Raw genomic sequence first — 16,946 nt, 5'->3', positions numbered from 1 at the left:
TTGTGCACCGGAACCCCGGTAAACAGGGGCAGGTGTTGAGGACAGAGATATGAGAGCAGTTTCCAAATCTACTATGCGCCGCTGCGCAACGGGTTTTGCCGCATTGGTCGTTCTTGCGGGATGCGAGGGTCCGATCGACTATGACCTGCGAGGCAAGGTAGGCGGGTTTTCCACCGCAGACGCAGCACTGGCAGCGACGGCGAACCGTCCCACACCGGATGCGCGTGGTGTCATTACTTATCCGACTTATCAGGTTGCCGTTGCCCAGAAAGGGGACACCGTCACCCAAGTCGCATCGCGTGTGGGCTTACCCGCTGCAGAACTGGCCCGCTACAACGGTTTGAATGCCAATGACCCTCTGCGCGAGGGTGAGGTTCTGGCGCTGCCGCGTTCGGTCGGGGCTAGCAGCAATGTAGACATCGCCGCAATTGCGGGATCGGCGATTGATGAGGCTCCGGCTACGGGTTCAGTTCAGACTTCGACGCTTGAACCGGCAAAACCAGCCCCAGCACCAGTGGCAGCGGGCCCCGAGCCGATCCGTCACAAGGTCAAGCGTGGCGAAACAGCTTACACCATCTCGCGCCTGTATCAGGTTCCGGTGGAATCGTTGGCTGAATGGAATGGTTTGGGTCCGGACTTCACCGTTCGTGAAGGTCAATTCCTGCTCATCCCCGTCAAGGATCAGCCAGCGCCGCGCAATACCGCAGCCGCATCGACGACCGGTGCGACGGCTGTGACGCAGCCGGGGCAAGGTTCCCCAACGCCCACACCGCCTAGTGCAACACAGCCGCTGCCGGATGAGAAGGTAGCGCCGGTCACCCCGGCACCGGACGTGACTGCCGAGGCTCCGACAAATTCAGGAAGTTCGGCACTGGCGTTACCGGTCTCGGGCAAGATTGTGCGCCCGTATCGCAAAGGCAAGAACGAAGGTATCGACATCGCGGCCTCTCCGGGTACAGCCGTGAACGCGGCCGAGGCGGGTACCGTGGCCGCAATTACATCAGATGCGGACCAGGTTCCGATCATTGTGGTCAAACACAACAATGATCTGCTGACGGTCTATGCGAATGTTCAGGATATTACCGTCAAAAAAGGCGACCGGGTTCGTCGTGGCCAAAAGATCGCGGCCCTGCGCGGCGGGGATAATGCCTATGTGCATTTCGAGGTGCGCAAGGGCTTCGAATCCGTTGATCCGGAACCCTATCTGAAGTGATCGAGATGGCCCGTTTTGGGCCATGCCTCTGGCAGAAGTAGTTTTGAAAAGATGAGGTTGGTCAGGCGTTTGGGTCGTAGTCGCTCAGGCGTTTGCCCGCCTCGTCCGAAAAAATCTCGGGCAGGGGTGTGACTGTTTCGATCAGGTCGATGCGGAACACCCGAAAACCAGCGCGCAGTTCGCACCATGCGGTCAGGGTCCAGACGCGGCCCCAATATTCCATATGCAGTGGGCGGATGGTCCGTTCCGTAAGGACGCCATCGATCCGACGATACGAGAGATGAAGTTTTTGCCGGGACTTTATGGCTGCGCGGATTGGAGCCATATGCGCCAGACCACGTGCCGCATCGGCAAAGGGGTAGACTGCAAAATTCCAGGTATCAGCCTCGGCAACCACCTGAGTAGGCAATACGGCATCGATCTTGTCAGCCAATGACTCGGCGGCGGCTTTGAGATCGGGGTCAGCGGCCTCGGCAACGATTGCCATTCCGAGGTTCAACGCCTCCAGTTCGGCGGGGGTCAGGTTAAGCGGGGGCAGGGTGATCTGTTCACGTACCATGTACCCGACACCGCGCTCACCCTCGACCGGTACGCCCGAGGCAACCAGTGTATCCATGTCACGATAAATCGTGCGGACCGACACCTCGAGCCGGTCCGCGATGTCCTGTGCGCGATGCAGTCTACCGTCGCGCAGGATCTGGATGATATCGAACAATCGATCAGTGCGGCGCATCGGCTTTACCCTGTTGCGCCGCGCCAACCGTCATGCAGTCATATTCCATAGCACATGCTCATGGCGCATCTGGATACTGTCGGGCTGGATCGCCGCGATCAGGGCCGGTGCGAAATCCTGTTGCGGGAATTGGGTGGCTGCGTCCTGCGCCGCTTTCATATCCTTCCAGATGACATAATCGGTCCAGCGGCCGTCTTCGCCCTGACTGAGCTGACGATGGGTGAAACCCGGTGCTGACCTGACAAAACTCTCAGAGGTCTGGCTGAGTTTCACGAAATCCTCCGGCGTTGTGCCATTGGCGAGCGTGAAGGTTACGATTTCTGCGACATGCGTCATTTGGATCTCCATTGACTAGGTTTCGATGTCGTAGTCCTAGTCACCTGCAACTGACATAAACCTGTCAGTTGAGAAAAGCGACCCCCTCAAATTCGTAGATTTACCGTGATTTTGATCGCCAAACCGTTCTGCTTGTCTTTTGTGGACAGCTCACAAGGCGTAAACACGATGCGAAATCGAATATCCGGCGCGTATCGCGTCGACGCATAAGGAGAAGAGACATGCTCAACAATATCGGCCTTCCAGGCATCCTGCTTATTGCTGTTGTTGTTCTCGTGCTGTTTGGTCGTGGCAAGATCAGTTCGCTGATGGGCGAAGTTGGCAAAGGGATCACTTCGTTCAAGAAAGGCATCAAGGAAGGTTCGGAAGAAATCGAACAGGATGCGTCCGAGCTGGCCAAGGACGTCACGCCCGAGACCGACAAAGACAAGGTCTGATCGGCCATGTTTGATCTGGGCTGGACCGAGCTTCTGGTCATCGGCATCGTCGCCTTGATCGTGGTGGGGCCAAAGGACCTGCCGGTGCTTTTTCGCAATGCCGGTCGTTGGATTGGCAAGGCCCGCGGAATGGCGCGCGAGTTCAGCAATGCGATGAATCAAGCCGCTGACGAAGCCGGTGTGAGTGAGATTCAGAAGGGCATCAAAGCCGCCACCAACCCGATGAATACAGCCATGGACGGTGTCAAAAACGCTGCGCAGGACATGGCGAAGAGCATTGATCCGACCAAGTTCGACCCTGAAAGCGAGACGGGAAAACTGGCTGCTGAACGAGCTGAACAGGCCAAGAAGATTCAGGCGTCGACCGCTCGCGCTGCTGCCGAGCGGAAAGCCAAAGAAGCTGCCGAAGCGTTGGCTAAGGCTGAAGAGGCCGAAGCTGCGCTGAATACTGAAAGCAAGACATGACCAAGACCGACGAGATCGAGGATTCCTCGGCCCCATTGATCGAACATCTGGCAGAATTACGCACGCGGCTGATTCACTGCGTCGTGGCGTTTCTGATCGGCATGATCATCTGCTTTTCGGTGGCCACGCCGATCTTCAACTTTCTGACGCAACCCTTGTGTGAGGTTCTGACAGAACGCGGTCAGGACTGTGGCTTGATCTTCATCTCGCCGCAGGAAGGCTTCTTTGTTGCGATCAAAGTTTCGTTGCTGGGCGGTTTCATTCTGGCGTTTCCGTATATCGGGATGCAGATGTGGCGCTTTGTGGCACCGGGGCTTTACCGGTCTGAAAAGAACGCGTTTCTGCCATTTATGGTGGCATCGCCGTTCATGTTCCTTCTGGGTGCAAGCTTTGCCTTCTATGTTGTCACTCCGCTTGCCTATGACTTTTTCCTGGGCTTCCAGCAGTTCGGAACCGAGGGTGAAGCTGTCGTTGATGGCACCGCTGCGGCGCCACTTAGCGTGGTTTTCCAAGGCTCGGCGCAGGAATATCTGAACCTGACCATCAAGTTCATCGTCGCATTTGGCCTTTGCTTCCAATTGCCGGTTCTTTTGACCCTTATGGGCAAGGCAGGGCTGGTGAGCGCCGAAGGTTTGGGCGCCGTACGCAAATATGCGGTTGTGGGGATCTTGGTTCTTGCAGCGATCGTTACGCCGCCGGACGTGATTACTCAGATCATCCTGTTCATCGTGGTCTACGGTCTCTACGAGATTTCGATCTTCCTTGTCGCGCGTGTTGAGAAGAAGCGTGAAGAGCAGCTGCGTGCTGACGGCTACTACGATGATGATGAGGCCGAGGCAGATGAAGAGATGATGCAGGATTACGAAGATACCAAGTAATCTGCAGATACAACCAGGGATAAGGCGCGTCCAAGTTTGGCGCGCCTTTTTCATGTGCGGCTCTTGTTGCGCGAGGCGGAACATGATTGAAAACCTGCGGAATACCCGGAGGAGCCGATGGACGACCAAGCCCTGAACCGTATCGCAGATGCACTTGAGCGTATGGCGCCAGCACCATTGGCAGCCCCTGATTTCAATGCAGCACCGGCTTTTGTCTGGCAGGTTGAACCGGACAGACTGGAACCGGTCGAACAGGTTAACCGCGTCGATCTGGACTTGCTGGTGGGCATCAACCGGTCTCGCGACACATTGCTGGATAACACCCGCCGGTTTGCAGCTGGCTACAAGGCCAACAACGCGCTGCTATGGGGCGCACGGGGAATGGGGAAATCCAGCCTCGTAAAAGCCGTGCACGGCACATTGCAGGACGAACATCCTGATCTGAAGCTGGTGGAGCTGCAGCGTGAAGACATGAGCTCGGTCGCGCGCCTGCTAAACCACCTGCGTGCCGCGCCACACCGTTTCATTCTGTTTTGTGACGACCTGTCGTTCAGCCACGATGACCAGCACTACAAGTCGCTCAAGGCGGTTCTGGATGGGGGTATCGAAGGACGCCCCGAGAATGTGGTGTTTTATGCCACTTCAAATCGCCGGCACCTCATGCCGCGGGACATGATCGAAAATGAACGCTCCAGCGCGATCAACCCATCCGAGGCGGTCGAGGAGAAAGTCTCGCTGTCGGACCGGTTCGGCCTGTGGCTGGGCTTCCATCCGTGTGATCAGGATGAGTATCTGGCGATGATCGACCGGTATTGTGCCGCTTATGGCGTTACGGTCGATGCCGAAACGCTGCGCGCCGAGGCTATTGAATGGCAGGCAACGCGCGGATCGCGCTCAGGCCGTGTAGCATGGCAGTTCTTTGTGGATCTGGCCGGACGGACAGGGGTGCACATCGCATAAAAAACGGCGCCCGGATTTTGAGGGCGCCGTTTCGCTTTCTCAATAGAGAGAATTCAAAGAAGAGTTAGAATGCGTGCCGCTTCATCTGCGGTGGCCGTCAGCGCTTCGCGGTCTTCACCAGGGTGAAAACGTGCACGAACTGCTGTTGGCATCGGTGCAGGCTCTATGATGGAAACGCGAGGGCCCGTGCGCTCGGTTTCGGTTGCCCAGCTCCGCGCCAGAGCCATCTGAGCAGCCTTGGTGGCACCATAGATGCCATAGAACTTCTCGCCAGCCTTCGGATCATCAAAGAACACGGCATGGCCAGCTTCGCCAAGAAGGGGGGCGATGTAGGGGATCAAAACCGAAGTCGCGTTTGCGTTCGTGTTTATCGCCTTAGTCCACTCTTTCGGGTCGACGAAATGCGCGGGCGTCAAAGCTGAAGTGTGGATAGCGGTATGCAGCCACAGATCCACCTTACCCCAACGGTCGTGAATTCCGCGGCACAGCGTTGCCATGGCATCGGGATCGGTAACATCCATCGGAGCCAAAGTGGCGCTGCCGCCTTTGGCCTGAATGCGGTCGTCAAGCTCTTCCAACCCGCCAGTGGTGCGGGCGACAGCGACGATGTGATACTCGGGCGCCAGCGCTTCGGCCAGTGCTGCACCCAATCCGCGAGAGGCCCCTGTGATGAGGGCAATTTTGGTCTGATCGGTCATGGGAGCGGTTTGAACCCCTGCGCACGGGTCGTCAAGCCGAGATCAGCCGCCGGGGATGGCGATCCGCTTGGTCTGGCCGCTTTGTCGCAGCATGACGCCGTCTTCATCGATGGCAACTACGGTCCCCGAGGCGACGCGGCTACCCGGTTTGACCTCTTTGACCCGTCCCGACGACAGTCGCATCAGGGCGCGCATATTGGCCTTGGGTCCAAATACGCCGAGCACCGATACGGAGTTCTTCTTGAGCGCGCCCTTTTTAGTGGCCGCACTTTTAACAGTGGCGTTTGACATAGATCGCGGTCAGGAAAGAACCCGACCCCTTTGTTGTGAGCGGTTGGTGGCACGCGGGCTATCAAATCGATCGTTTAAATTGAAGTATGCCACTGCGTCACGAAAACGTGGGTGCAAAACCGGTCTGACGAAGCCTTTGCAATCGCAGATCGTTCACCGGCTGGTTGTAGGCGAAAACTCACCAGTGAACAGGCGGTATGGCCCCGCAAGAGCGAACAATGTGCGCCTGATGCGCCACTAATGCAGAACTGATTCGCCGGGGCAGCGGTGTTGCGCTGCCCGGTCTTGTTTACCCCGAAGCGAGCTTCGCCGAGTTCCAGGACCCTCCGACGACCTGCATGTCTTCGCGCTTTTTGCTGACGCGGCTGCTGTTTTCCAGGCTATCCAGATAATCCTCGCTGACGCTGCCCGTGATATAGTTGCCATCAAAGCAGGAGCAGTCGAATTGCTCGATCTCGGGATTGCCTTCCTTGGCGGCCCAGATCAGATCATCGAGATTTTGATAGAACAGCGCGTCAGCGCCCAGCTCTTCGCGGATTTCCTCGATCTCTTTGCCATTGGCGACCAGCTCATGCTTGGTGGGCATGTCGATGCCGTAGACATTAGGGTATTTCACCGGCGGCGATGCGCTGGCGATATAAACCTTTTTCGCTCCGGCCTCGCGGCACATCTGCACGATTTTCTTGATCGTATTGCCGCGCACAATGGAATCGTCGATCAGCAGAACATTGTGCCCATCGAACTCCAGCGGAACCGCATTAAGCTTGCGCCGGACAGATTTTTGCCGCTCGGCCTGACCTGGCATGATGAAGGTTCGGCCCACATAGCGGTTCTTTACCAGACCCTCGCGATAAGGGATGCCAGTGATCTTTGCCGCCTCAAGCGCCACAGGACGAGCACTGTCGGGCACCGGGATGATCCGGTCAATTTCAAGTCCGGACTCCTGAATCTGCTTGGCCAGTGTTTGACCCATACGCATCTGGGTCTTGTAGACCGACACACCGTCCAGAAGTGAATCCGGGCGCGCGAGGTAGACATATTCAAAGATGCAGGGGGTGAGCTTGCCTTCGACCGCTTGAAATTCGTGCATGTTGCCGTCCAGATCAATCAGGATCGCCTCGCCAGCGCGCAGATCGCGCAGCTTGTCGAAACCATTGATGCCGAATGCAACGTCTTCCGAGGCAAAGGCGTAATCGTCGCCTTGCCCTTCGGCCACGCGCTTGGCAACTGACAGGGGGCGGATGCCATACGGATCACGGAAGGCCAGCATACCCACGCCCGCAATCAGACAGATCACCGAATAGGCGCCCTGAACCCGTTCCATCGTCATCTTTACACCAGCAAAGATGTTGCGGATCGGATCGGAGTTGCCGTTCACCTTAATTGCGTCTGCCACCTTATCGGCAAGTACATTCAACAGGATTTCGGAATCCGATGTGGTGCGCAGGTGGCGGCTGTATTTGCCCGTGACCTTCTCGCGTTGTTCAGCAGTGTTGGTGATGTTGCCGTTGTGGACGAGGTAGATCCCATAAGGCGCGTTCACGAAGAACGGCTGCGCCTCGGCCGCGCTGAGCGATCCTGCAGTGGGATAGCGCACATGACCAATTCCGATCTTACCCGACAGCGTCTCGGCATCCTGTGCGTTGAAGACATCCTTGACCAGACCATTGGCCTTTTTCTCGCGAAAGAACTCGCCGTTGTAGGTGACGATGCCCGAGGCGTCCTGACCCCGGTGCTGCAGCATCAGCAGCCCGTCATAGATTTCCGCAAAGACATCATGCGTCCTGCTTGCGATCCCCAAAATCCCACACATGTACGGGCTCCAATTTCTATGACGTTTTAACGTAGAGGGTACTTCGTGCCGCGGAATGGTTCTGATGAACGCGGATTTTCATTCGCGCAGGTACTGCTTTTCCTGATGCCATATGCGCTAGCAGCGCAGCGGCGATCACGAAGGAAAACAGAAAGAACAAGATCGGTAGCTCCGATTCCGTGGCGGTCTGGCTTCCACATAATGCCTAATGTCGCCGCTGTCATCAAAGGATCACACTCGCGTTTTGCCGCAGGCTGATTTTGAGCATCCAGGCCAATACAGGTGACATGATCAGACATATATGCTGTGATGATAAAAGTTCCGAGCGATAACAGAAATCGAGGTTTCGGATGGGTAAAGCGTATGTGGCAACATAAGCAGGGTTCTAAGAAAGAAGAGCAGGCAAAACGTCGTTGTCACCGGTGCCGTGGCATGGGCCGTGCGCCTTGCCCAATCTGCAATGGTGCTGGCGAGGTCGTCAAAAGCAGAGATGTGTTTGGAAAGCCGGAATATAGCCGATGTGACGGGTGCTTTGGCTTAAAATCGACTCGATGTGCAGTGTGCGGTGGCGAGGGGTTTTCCTGACAGTTCAAGTTTTTTGCTCATCAGCAACAAAAAAAGCCCGGTTTCGACCGGGCTTTTACCTGAATTCTAGATTTGGTCAGCTTAGTTGCCGGTGCCTTCGGTGCTTCCAGTGTTCTCGGTGTTGCTTGTATCTTCCGAGCTGCCCGAGTCTGCGGTGCAGCTTGCAACCAACTCTTCGTACTGAGATGTAACCCAACCCAGAGCGGCCTCGGGGTTCTGCTCTTCGATCCGGTCGCTGAACTGTTCAAAGACCTTCGCCGAACGGCTCTCATCAACGATCGTGTAGGACTGGCCGGTCATAACGGTGTCGTAGACGAAGAAGGCGATGGCAACGAGCAGGATGCCGCGCGCGATACCGAAGAAGAAGCCCAGTGCCTGATCCAGACCGCCCAGTGCTGAACGTTGCACGAGCGATGAAAACAGTGGCGTAAAGATGCTGACCACGATCAGAGCAATCGCAAACACTGCAGCAAAGCCAGTGATGACAGACAGTTCGCAGCTGTCGCGCAGGAACTCTCCGACAACCGGAACCTCTTTGACTAAAGGAACGGCCTGCGGCGCGAAGATAAAGGCCAGAATGGCGGCCGCAACCCAGCCAGCGATGGCCAGAACCTCGCGCATGAAACCGCGCGAATAGGCTAGTATGCCCGACAGCACGATGATCAGGGCAACCACCCCGTCAATTATTGTAAAACCTTCCATGGCCCTCGCCTGTTCTTTTTTCTGCCCCTCGAGGCGCGATCTTAACCTGCTCCGAAGGTTTCGCCAACAAACCCAACCAAATCACTGGGTCGGGTGAGTGTCAGACCTGCCACAGTGCCGGTTTTGCCACCTGCCGGAGCAATTGCCGATGTGAAACCAAGTTTTTGCGCTTCTTTCAACCTATTTTCGGTCTGCGGGGCCGGTCTAAGTGCCCCAGATAACGAGATTTCTCCGAAAACAACGGTATCTGCGGGCAGGGCTGTGTCTTCTCGGGCACTCAGCAACGCGGCGGCGACCGCCAGATCGGCCGCAGGTTCACTGACTTTCAAGCCGCCTGCGACGTTCAGATAGACATCTAGGCCTGCAAACGGGATGCCACAGCGCGCTTCGAGCACGGCCAGGATCATCGCCAAACGGCCACTGTCCCAGCCGACGACAGTGCGGCGGGGTTGTGAATGAGGGGAAGGAGAAACAAGGGCCTGCAGTTCGACCAGCACAGGGCGCGTGCCTTCGATACCGGCAAACACTGCTGAACCTGGGCTGGGTTTGCCCCTTTCCGACAGAAACAACGCTGAAGGGTTGGTGACCTGCGCCAGACCTTTGCCCGTCATCTCGAACACGCCGATCTCATCGGCGGGGCCGAAACGGTTCTTGACCGCGCGCAGGATGCGAAACTGATGGCCACGCTCGCCTTCGAAGTAAAGGACGGTATCGACCATGTGTTCAACCACGCGCGGGCCGGCGATCTGACCTTCTTTTGTCACATGCCCGACCATGATGATCGACACGCCATGACGTTTGGCGAACGATGTCAGCTCATGTGCTGCGGCGCGGACCTGGGACACCGATCCCGGCGCACTATCGACATTGTCGGCCCACATAGTCTGAATCGAGTCGATGATGGCCAGACCCGGTTTTTCGGCTTCCAAAGTCGTGAGGATGTCGCGCAGGTTTGTTTCTGCCGCCAGTTGGACAGGTGCGTCTTCGAGGCCAAGGCGACGGGCGCGCATACGAACCTGCGCGCTGGCTTCCTCACCCGAGACATAGATGGTTTTCAAACCGGTCCGGGCAAACCGTGCTGCCGCTTGTAGTAGAAGAGTGGATTTGCCGATACCCGGATCACCGCCAACCAAAAGCGCTGAGGCCGGGACAAGACCACCGCCAAGTACGCGATCGAGTTCTTCGACACCGCAGAGTGTGCGGGGTGGGGGTGTTTCTTCGGTCGACAGGTCGGACAGAACTATGGACTGACCGCGCTTGCCGCCCAGAGATTTCTTGGCCGGTCCTGTGGAGAGTGGTGCGTCCTGCGTGATGGTGTTCCATTCGCCGCAGGCATCGCATCGCCCGGACCAACGGGTATGCGTGGCACCACAGGCCGAGCAGGAGAAAGAAGTCGTCTTTACCATGCGGCCTTTGGTGCCCGAGGTTGGGCGGTTCTTCAAGCCCTTGTGGGCAATCATTACCGCCGCTGGAGTGCCGCGTCGTCAGACTCTTAAGGCCATCCTCTGCGACAGGCGCTGACGCGCCGGGGTGAGTGGTTATTCAGCTGCCCGCGGTGGCGACATCGCGATAACGCTGGATGCGCTGGGATCGCTGTCGTCAGGCGGGGTTTGCAGTTGCGCCGAGAGCTCTGGCAAAAGTTCGAATAGCTCATCTCTCAGCCGTGTCAGTTGTGATTTGGCGATCGATTCCTCGATTTCGATGTCACGGGTCCATTGCCGCAGTTCGTGCAGGATGGTCTGAGCGTCCTCTATCCGCTGCTGGAACAGCTCAACCTCTTCCTGACGTTGCTGCAGGAAGCCACGCGCTCGTTTGACCTTTGCTTCTCCATACGTTTCGGCCAGTTCGTGGCTGACCTGACTCATCTGTGCTGCAAGCTCCAGAATTTCGGGCTCCATTGCCTGAAGGTCGGGATGATCGCGCAGAAAGTGCATCCTTTCCTTGACCGCATCGAATTCGGACGCGAGCGCAAAAACGCCGCTGCGGTCAGAGGCATGCGCAACGCGGTAGGCATCTACGATATCCTGCATGTTGAGCGAGAACTTTCGGTGCGTGCTCTCAAGCGCCATCATGCGCGCACTTGAAGGCAGGTAGAAGGCCAGCATGAGAATCAGGCAGGTCAATCCAACTTGGAAATAGGGTCCTGCATCAATTGCAGGGTTGTTTCCGATGGCAGCCTGCATTGACAACCACGGCCAAACGCCCGCTGCTGACATCAGGGTTGCAAACACCGCGAATAGGGCGGCGGCACAGATAAGAATAAAAGTTAAGCGTAAGAAAACATTTTGAAATTGCAATGTGATATTGTGGAGGGCGGCCATAATAGTCCATCTCCTTTCGAAACCGGCTTAGACCGGACCCGAGGCGGAGATACCATCTAACACAAACGACGATCCGCTGCGGACCCGTAAACTAACAAAACTTAGCTGCTCGAATATTAAACATGATACTCAAATTAATGTTTTCAATCAATTAGGTCTGAGAATTTCGTGATTTAAGTTGCACTTCGGTAATGTGACCCAATGCGATCGAGGCCAGAATACAGCCTGTAAACAGATACAAACCCCATGCTGTTTCGATGGTCGCATACGAGATGCCCTTGGCCAGCGTAATGTACAGAGCAATAAGGAAAATATCGGCCATCGCAAGTTTGCCGAGGATGTGCAATGCGGGCTGTACACGCGGGTCCAACAGGTTCCACTGGATCAGCGCTGTACCGATGGTTTTGAGATAAGGCGCAAAGAGAGCGAAGGCGGTGACGACGAGCGCGAGGAACACATCCGAGTGCCATAGGGACTGCAGGCCGGTGATCACGCTGATCTCGCTGAGGCCGAAAATCGGGAGCAAACCCGCGCGCATGAGTGGGGCAAACCACGCGATGGGGTAGAGGATCAGCAGGGACAGGGTGATGAGGCGAAGGGTCATTTTAATATCCGTAGGAAACAGGTTCCGAACCTAGTCAGGCACATGAGACCATTCAAGTTTTTGATGGGTTTTGGTGCATCTCTACCTTAGACCGGGACAGAGAAAGGCAGAACACCTTGAGGTTAAATGAGAAACCCCATTATCAAGATCATCAAAGGTCCATCGGCTACCAGTCGCGGTGTATCGGATGCAGTTACGTCGGGGCTGTCCGTGGCGTACTCGTCAATTGGTGCAGCAGTCGACCGGCTGCCACTGGATAGTGAGCAGCTCTTCGGCGTTTTGCATTTCAGGCTTTACGAGGCTGATCGTGCGCGTCGTCGGGGTGGTTGGCTTGGAGGGCGCGTTTACAATCGGCTTTCGGGGCAGGACCCGGACTATATTCCAGTATCGGGTACTCATTTGATTCAGGTTTTCAATGTTCTACGGATAGAAACACCTGAGTTTGTGGGAGTATCCGGTCAGTATCTATTACGTGTGGATTATGGGCAAAGAGCCTACGATAGAATGAAGGCAGACCGTACCACCGAAAATCGTGACTAACGCACTGCCTCAATCGGCCCTTCGGCACTTCCACTGATAAATTGTTCCAGATAGGGATCACCTGACGCATCCATCTGTCCGACCGGGCCGGTCCATTGGATCACGCCGTCATGCAGCATCGCGACGTTATCGGCGATTGCGCGGACCGAGCTCATGTCGTGGGTGATGGTCATTGCCGTGGCACCCATCTCGGTCACGATCTCTCGGATCAAGTCATTGATGACACCGGACATGATCGGGTCGAGGCCCGTGGTTGGTTCGTCAAAAAAGATGATCTCAGGCTCGGCAGCGATTGCACGGGCGAGGCCGACGCGTTTCTGCATGCCGCCTGACAGCTCAGAGGGGTAGAGATCGGCGACCTTGGCCCGCAGGCCGACGCGACGAAGTTTATCGATGGCGATCTCACGCGCGTACTCGGCGGGCTGTTTCATAGGTCCGCGCAGCAGCCGGAAGGCGACGTTTTGCCAGACGGGCAGGGAATCGAACAAAGCACCGCCTTGAAATAGCATTCCAAACCGGGCCAGAAACGCGTCGCGGTCGCCTTTGGTGGCGTCTTTACCATCGACATAGATCATGCCGCTGTCAGGTTTGATCAGCCCGAGGATACATTTCAGAGCCACTGATTTTCCGGTGCCGGAACCGCCGATGATAACCATTGAGGTACCTTTGGAGATCTCAAGGTTCATGCCCTGCAGGACATGGTTGTCGCCAAAGGCCTTATGTACGTTCTCCATCCGGATCATAGCGAGAAGAATACCCCTGTGAGAACGAAGTTGGCGGCCAGGATCAGAACAGCGGCCGCCTCGACCGAGCCTTTGGTGGCGCGGCCAACACCTTGTGCACCACGGCCTGAGGTCATGCCGTAGTAGCAGCCCATGATCGCGGCGATCAGGCCGAATGCTGCGCCTTTGACCAGTGATGAGACAATGTCGCGCGTCTCAAGAAAATTCACGGTATTCTGCAAGTAGGTCGCAGGATTGAAGCCAAGGTTTTGGGTCGCAACCACATAGCCACCTGCGATTCCGATCACGTCACCTACGGCAACCAGTGCCGGGACAGTAATCAGCGCGGCCAGAACGCGCGGGGCAGTCAGGTATTTCATCGGATGGGTTGAAAGCGTGACAAGCGCATCAATCTGCTCGGTCACTTTCATTGTCGCGATTTCGGCCGCGATAGAAGATGTTACACGCGCAGCGATCATGAGGCCAACCAACACAGGGCCAAGTTCGCGCACCATGCCTATGGCCACGATCTGGGGCACAACGGCCTCGGCGTTAAAACGAGCGCCGCCCGCATAAATCTGCAGCGCGAGTGCACCGCCGGTGAAGATAGCGGTCAGTCCGACAACCGGAAGAGACAGCCAGCCGATGTTCAGTAGTGCGATACCGAACTCGCGTGGATAGAAGGGTGGCCGAAAGACATGTGAGATCGCATCCAGTGCGAACAGGGCCACTCTGCCAAAGGCGGCGAGCATATTGAGCACTGCTCGTCCCAGACCTCCAAGCAAGCTCAGAGGGTTCATTCCACGTAGCCCCGGGAATAACGGCTGCCCATCGAAGTCAGGATTTCATAACCGATCGTACCGGCCGCTTCGGCCAGATCATCGATGGTCTGATGGCCGTTCAAAATACGCAGGCGTTCTGGCGTGTGGGGCAGGTCAGTGACATCGACAGTGATCAGGTCCATCGAAATGCGACCGACGACCGGGCAGGGCTGATCGCCCGAAAAGGTATCGATGCCACCGCCTATGGCGCGGTGCAAGCCGTCAGCATAGCCTGCAGAAACGGTCGCAATGCGAGATGGGCGTCGGGCAGTCCAGCTGTTGCCGTAACCAACGGTTTCACCCACTTCGACATCACGCACCTGTATGACCGGAAGATCGACGGTCACGACCGGCTTGGCACCGGCGAACGGCATACCACCATACAACCCGATCCCGGGTCTGCAGAATTCAAAGTGGAACTCAGACCCCAACAGGGTTCCCCCGGTGGCAGCAAGCGATCTGGGTGCAGTGACACCTTCGGTCATCCCGCGGAAGGTCTCGAGCTGTTGACGGTTCATCGGGTGATCCGGCTCGTCCGAGCACGCCAGATGAGACATCACGACCACGGGGTTCAGCGCCTCGGCCCTTGGGCGCAGTTCCGCCCAATCGGTGGGCTCGAGCCCCAACCGGTTCATGCCGCTGTCGAGCTGAATGCCCAAAGCGTGATCAGGCAGTGCCTCAACATGTCGCTGGAACTGTTCGGGCGAATTGATCAGTGGAGTCAGGTCATGTGCACGCAGCAGATCGGTGTCGCCTTCCATGTGGCCGGAAAAGACGCAGATCGTCGGACCCGGGCCCACGGCCTCGCGTACATCGGCACCTTCTTCGGCCGCAGCAACAAAGAACTTCCGAACGCCTTCTTCGGCCAGGGCATTGGCAACAGGGCCTGCGCCCAGACCGTAGGCATCGGCCTTGACCACGGCGCCGGTTTCGACATCCGTTTTTGCGTCTAGCGCCCGCCAGTTGCTGGCAAGCGCCTGAAGATTGATCGTCAAACGTGCAGTACTCATGGCACTGTTCATGACATCGGGAAGGACGAGGTCAAGGGGGAATAACCTGAAACTTGCGTGGATCACCTGCGGTATAAGCGACATATGGCTGGATTTGCTGAAAAACCGGCAAGTAAAGCAGGGAATTCGTCCGTGAACGCGGAGAAAATCTGCAGGTATTTGATTGTGTTGGTTCAAGGATCAAACCTGCCCCCTGTGACGCATCGTTTACGCAGGGGGCAGGCCAAGCGTGCCTCGTCAGTATCCTTCGATCTGACCGTCTTGCTGCCAGGGTTTGACCAGATTGCCAAAGCGCGTGAACTGGGCCTCGAAGGAAAGCTCGACCGTACCGATGGGACCATGACGCTGTTTGCCCACGATGACCTCGGCCTTGCCGTGCAGACGTTCCATGGCCTGCTTCCACTCTTCCATCTTTTCCAACTCGTGATCGCCGGGCTTTTCGCGTTCCTTGTAGTATTCCTCGCGGAACACGAACATCACGACGTCGGCGTCCTGTTCGATCGAGCCTGATTCCCGCAGGTCAGACAGTTGTGGGCGTTTATCATCGCGGCTTTCAACCTGACGGCTGAGCTGAGACAGGGCGATGACGGGAATGTTCAGCTCCTTTGCGATGGCTTTCATACCCATCGAAATTTCGGCGATCTCGTTGACCCGGTTGTCGGACATACCGCGGCAAAGCTGCAGATAGTCGATCACCAGAAGATCCAGCCCGTGCGTCCGCTTCAATCGCCGCGCCCGCGCGGCTAGCTGTGAGATGGGCAGTGCAGGGGTGTCGTCGATGAACAGAGGGCATGCCTCGAGCTCTTTAGCGGCGTCCACGAACCGGCGGAACTCGGCCTCGGTCATGTCACCCTGACGGATTTTGTGAGAGGAGATTTCGGAGGCTTCGGCCAGAACACGACCCGCAAGCTGTTCCGCGCTCATCTCCAACGAGAAAAAGCCCACGACACCGCCATCGATTGCGCCTTCGCTGCCGTCAGACTTTTGACCTCGCTTGTAAGCCTTGGCCACGTTAAACGCCACGTTGGTCGCAAGCGAGGTTTTACCCATAGAGGGACGGCCGGCCAGAATGATCAGGTCCGATGGATGCAACCCACCCAGTTGCTTGTCCAGATCGGTCAGACCGGTCGAGATGCCGGCCATCCCGCCCCCACGCTGATAAGCCTCATTGGTAACGTTGACGGCTTCTGTGACCGCTTTGAGGAAAGATTGAAAACCTTGTTCGGTCTGCCCTTGTTCGGACAGTTGATAAAGCTGCTGTTCAGCCTCGACGATCTGTTCTTTTGGCTCGCTCGATACATCAACCCGCGCCGCCTTGTCCGAGATGTCCCGACCAAGGCGGATCAGCTCGCGCCGGATCGCCAGATCATAGATCATCTGGGCGTAGTCGTGCACCGCAAAGGCGCTGATTGAGGCGCCAGCCAGCTTAACCAGATAGGCCGGACCGCCGAGTTCTTTCAGGCCTTCATCCTCGGCCATGAATGACTTGAGTGTCACGGGCGAGGCGAGAGCGTTTTTTGCAATCCGGTTAGCTGCGACTTCATAAATACGGGCATGCACCGGGTCATAGAAATGTTCGGAACCGATGATCGAAGCGACACGGTCATACAGATCGTTATTGGTCAGGATCGCACCCAGAAGCTGCTGCTCGGCCTCGATGGAATGCGGCATGGTTTCGGCATTCTGAATCTGAGCTGCCGCCTGCTCGATACTGCTGATCTCGTTCATTGCTGCTCTCACCATCCCCTTGGGACAGAGTCCATAGCCCGGCCCCGCGAGTCGGGGCAAATTGTATGTTTTCTGGGGATATGCTGTGC

General features: G+C 56.8%; 19 protein-coding genes. 6 read left to right on the top strand and 13 right to left on the bottom strand.

The window, feature by feature from the left end:
• Positions 1–49 precede the first annotated feature (49 nt).
• Positions 50–1,213 carry a LysM peptidoglycan-binding domain-containing M23 family metallopeptidase gene (locus tag GOX61_RS01495; RefSeq protein ID WP_170330723.1) on the top strand — a complete coding sequence of 388 codons (1,164 nt, stop codon included), beginning with the start codon at positions 50–52 and terminating at the stop codon, positions 1,211–1,213.
• Between the two features lie 61 nt (positions 1,214–1,274).
• Here the strand turns inward: GOX61_RS01495 and GOX61_RS01490 are convergent, their stop codons facing one another.
• Together GOX61_RS01490 and GOX61_RS01485 are read right to left on the bottom strand one after the other, a co-directional pair.
• Positions 1,275–1,946: a helix-turn-helix transcriptional regulator gene (locus GOX61_RS01490; RefSeq protein ID WP_170330721.1), complete on the bottom strand. Its 672-nt coding sequence runs from the start codon at positions 1,944–1,946 to the stop codon at positions 1,275–1,277.
• 30 nt (positions 1,947–1,976) lie between these two features.
• A complete protein-coding gene (locus GOX61_RS01485; protein ID WP_170330719.1) occupies positions 1,977–2,282 on the bottom strand; it encodes a hypothetical protein in 306 nt (101 codons plus the stop codon).
• Between the two features lie 221 nt (positions 2,283–2,503).
• Here GOX61_RS01485 and GOX61_RS01480 point away from each other — a divergent pair, with 221 nt between their 5' ends.
• From GOX61_RS01480 to GOX61_RS01465, 4 genes are all read left to right on the top strand, one after another.
• The gene (locus tag GOX61_RS01480) at positions 2,504–2,719 is read left to right on the top strand and encodes a twin-arginine translocase TatA/TatE family subunit (RefSeq protein ID WP_155150653.1); all 216 of its coding nucleotides are present in this window, start codon (positions 2,504–2,506) and stop codon (positions 2,717–2,719) included.
• A gap of 6 nt (positions 2,720–2,725) precedes the next feature.
• The gene (gene tatB, locus GOX61_RS01475; protein WP_170330717.1) at positions 2,726–3,184 is read left to right on the top strand and encodes a Sec-independent protein translocase protein TatB; all 459 of its coding nucleotides are present in this window, start codon (positions 2,726–2,728) and stop codon (positions 3,182–3,184) included.
• Positions 3,181–4,062 (top strand): twin-arginine translocase subunit TatC, encoded by an 882-nt coding sequence (gene tatC, locus GOX61_RS01470; RefSeq protein WP_170330715.1) that lies wholly within the window; start codon positions 3,181–3,183, stop codon positions 4,060–4,062. The genes tatB and tatC overlap by 4 nt, the downstream gene beginning before the upstream one ends.
• 117 nt (positions 4,063–4,179) lie before the next feature.
• On the top strand, positions 4,180–5,022 hold the full coding sequence (locus GOX61_RS01465) for an ATP-binding protein (RefSeq protein WP_170330713.1): 843 nt from the start codon (positions 4,180–4,182) through the stop codon (positions 5,020–5,022).
• Positions 5,023–5,075: 53 nt separating this feature from the next.
• Here GOX61_RS01465 and GOX61_RS01460 read toward each other — a convergent pair whose 3' ends face one another.
• The 7 genes from GOX61_RS01460 to GOX61_RS01430 all read right to left on the bottom strand — a co-directional run bounded on the left by GOX61_RS01460 (position 5,076) and on the right by GOX61_RS01430 (position 12,036).
• Positions 5,076–5,720, bottom strand: a complete 645-nt coding sequence (locus tag GOX61_RS01460; RefSeq protein WP_170330710.1) for an SDR family NAD(P)-dependent oxidoreductase — start codon at positions 5,718–5,720, stop codon at positions 5,076–5,078.
• A gap of 42 nt (positions 5,721–5,762) precedes the next feature.
• Complete coding sequence (locus GOX61_RS01455) at positions 5,763–6,011, bottom strand: hypothetical protein (RefSeq protein WP_170330708.1); 249 nt, start codon at positions 6,009–6,011, stop codon at positions 5,763–5,765.
• Between the two features lie 289 nt (positions 6,012–6,300).
• Complete coding sequence (gene purF, locus GOX61_RS01450) at positions 6,301–7,824, bottom strand: amidophosphoribosyltransferase (RefSeq protein ID WP_155150639.1); 1,524 nt, start codon at positions 7,822–7,824, stop codon at positions 6,301–6,303.
• Positions 7,825–8,490: 666 nt separating this feature from the next.
• Positions 8,491–9,111: a CvpA family protein gene (locus GOX61_RS01445; RefSeq protein WP_170330706.1), complete on the bottom strand. Its 621-nt coding sequence runs from the start codon at positions 9,109–9,111 to the stop codon at positions 8,491–8,493.
• A 41-nt stretch (positions 9,112–9,152) separates the two neighbouring features.
• The gene (gene radA, locus GOX61_RS01440) at positions 9,153–10,517 is read right to left on the bottom strand and encodes a DNA repair protein RadA (RefSeq protein ID WP_170330704.1); all 1,365 of its coding nucleotides are present in this window, start codon (positions 10,515–10,517) and stop codon (positions 9,153–9,155) included.
• A gap of 132 nt (positions 10,518–10,649) precedes the next feature.
• The gene (locus GOX61_RS01435; protein WP_254436714.1) at positions 10,650–11,327 is read right to left on the bottom strand and encodes a DNA repair protein; all 678 of its coding nucleotides are present in this window, start codon (positions 11,325–11,327) and stop codon (positions 10,650–10,652) included.
• Positions 11,328–11,583: 256 nt separating this feature from the next.
• Positions 11,584–12,036: a paraquat-inducible protein A gene (locus GOX61_RS01430; RefSeq protein ID WP_155150627.1), complete on the bottom strand. Its 453-nt coding sequence runs from the start codon at positions 12,034–12,036 to the stop codon at positions 11,584–11,586.
• A gap of 126 nt (positions 12,037–12,162) precedes the next feature.
• Here GOX61_RS01430 and GOX61_RS01425 point away from each other — a divergent pair, with 126 nt between their 5' ends.
• Positions 12,163–12,576 carry a hypothetical protein gene (locus GOX61_RS01425; RefSeq protein WP_170330700.1) on the top strand — a complete coding sequence of 138 codons (414 nt, stop codon included), beginning with the start codon at positions 12,163–12,165 and terminating at the stop codon, positions 12,574–12,576.
• Here GOX61_RS01425 and GOX61_RS01420 read toward each other — a convergent pair.
• From GOX61_RS01420 to GOX61_RS01405, 4 genes are all read right to left on the bottom strand, one after another.
• Positions 12,573–13,319, bottom strand: a complete 747-nt coding sequence (locus tag GOX61_RS01420) for an ABC transporter ATP-binding protein (protein ID WP_170330698.1) — start codon at positions 13,317–13,319, stop codon at positions 12,573–12,575. The genes GOX61_RS01425 and GOX61_RS01420 overlap by 4 nt on opposite strands.
• Positions 13,316–14,098, bottom strand: a complete 783-nt coding sequence (locus tag GOX61_RS01415) for an MlaE family ABC transporter permease (RefSeq protein WP_155150618.1) — start codon at positions 14,096–14,098, stop codon at positions 13,316–13,318. Before GOX61_RS01415 ends, GOX61_RS01420 begins: the two co-directional genes overlap by 4 nt.
• A complete protein-coding gene (alr, locus tag GOX61_RS01410; RefSeq protein ID WP_170330696.1) occupies positions 14,095–15,129 on the bottom strand; it encodes an alanine racemase in 1,035 nt (344 codons plus the stop codon). Before alr ends, GOX61_RS01415 begins: the two co-directional genes overlap by 4 nt.
• 237 nt (positions 15,130–15,366) lie before the next feature.
• Positions 15,367–16,857, bottom strand: coding sequence for a replicative DNA helicase (locus tag GOX61_RS01405; RefSeq protein ID WP_170330694.1), 1,491 nt, complete (start codon positions 16,855–16,857; stop codon positions 15,367–15,369).
• Positions 16,858–16,946 lie beyond the last annotated feature (89 nt).

The sequence above is a fragment of the Ruegeria arenilitoris genome (genome assembly GCF_013030265.1).
GTDB classification, from domain to species: domain Bacteria; phylum Pseudomonadota; class Alphaproteobacteria; order Rhodobacterales; family Rhodobacteraceae; genus Ruegeria; species Ruegeria arenilitoris_E.
Note: the sequence above shows the minus strand (reverse complement) of the source record. Positions and strands in the feature narration are given on the sequence as shown.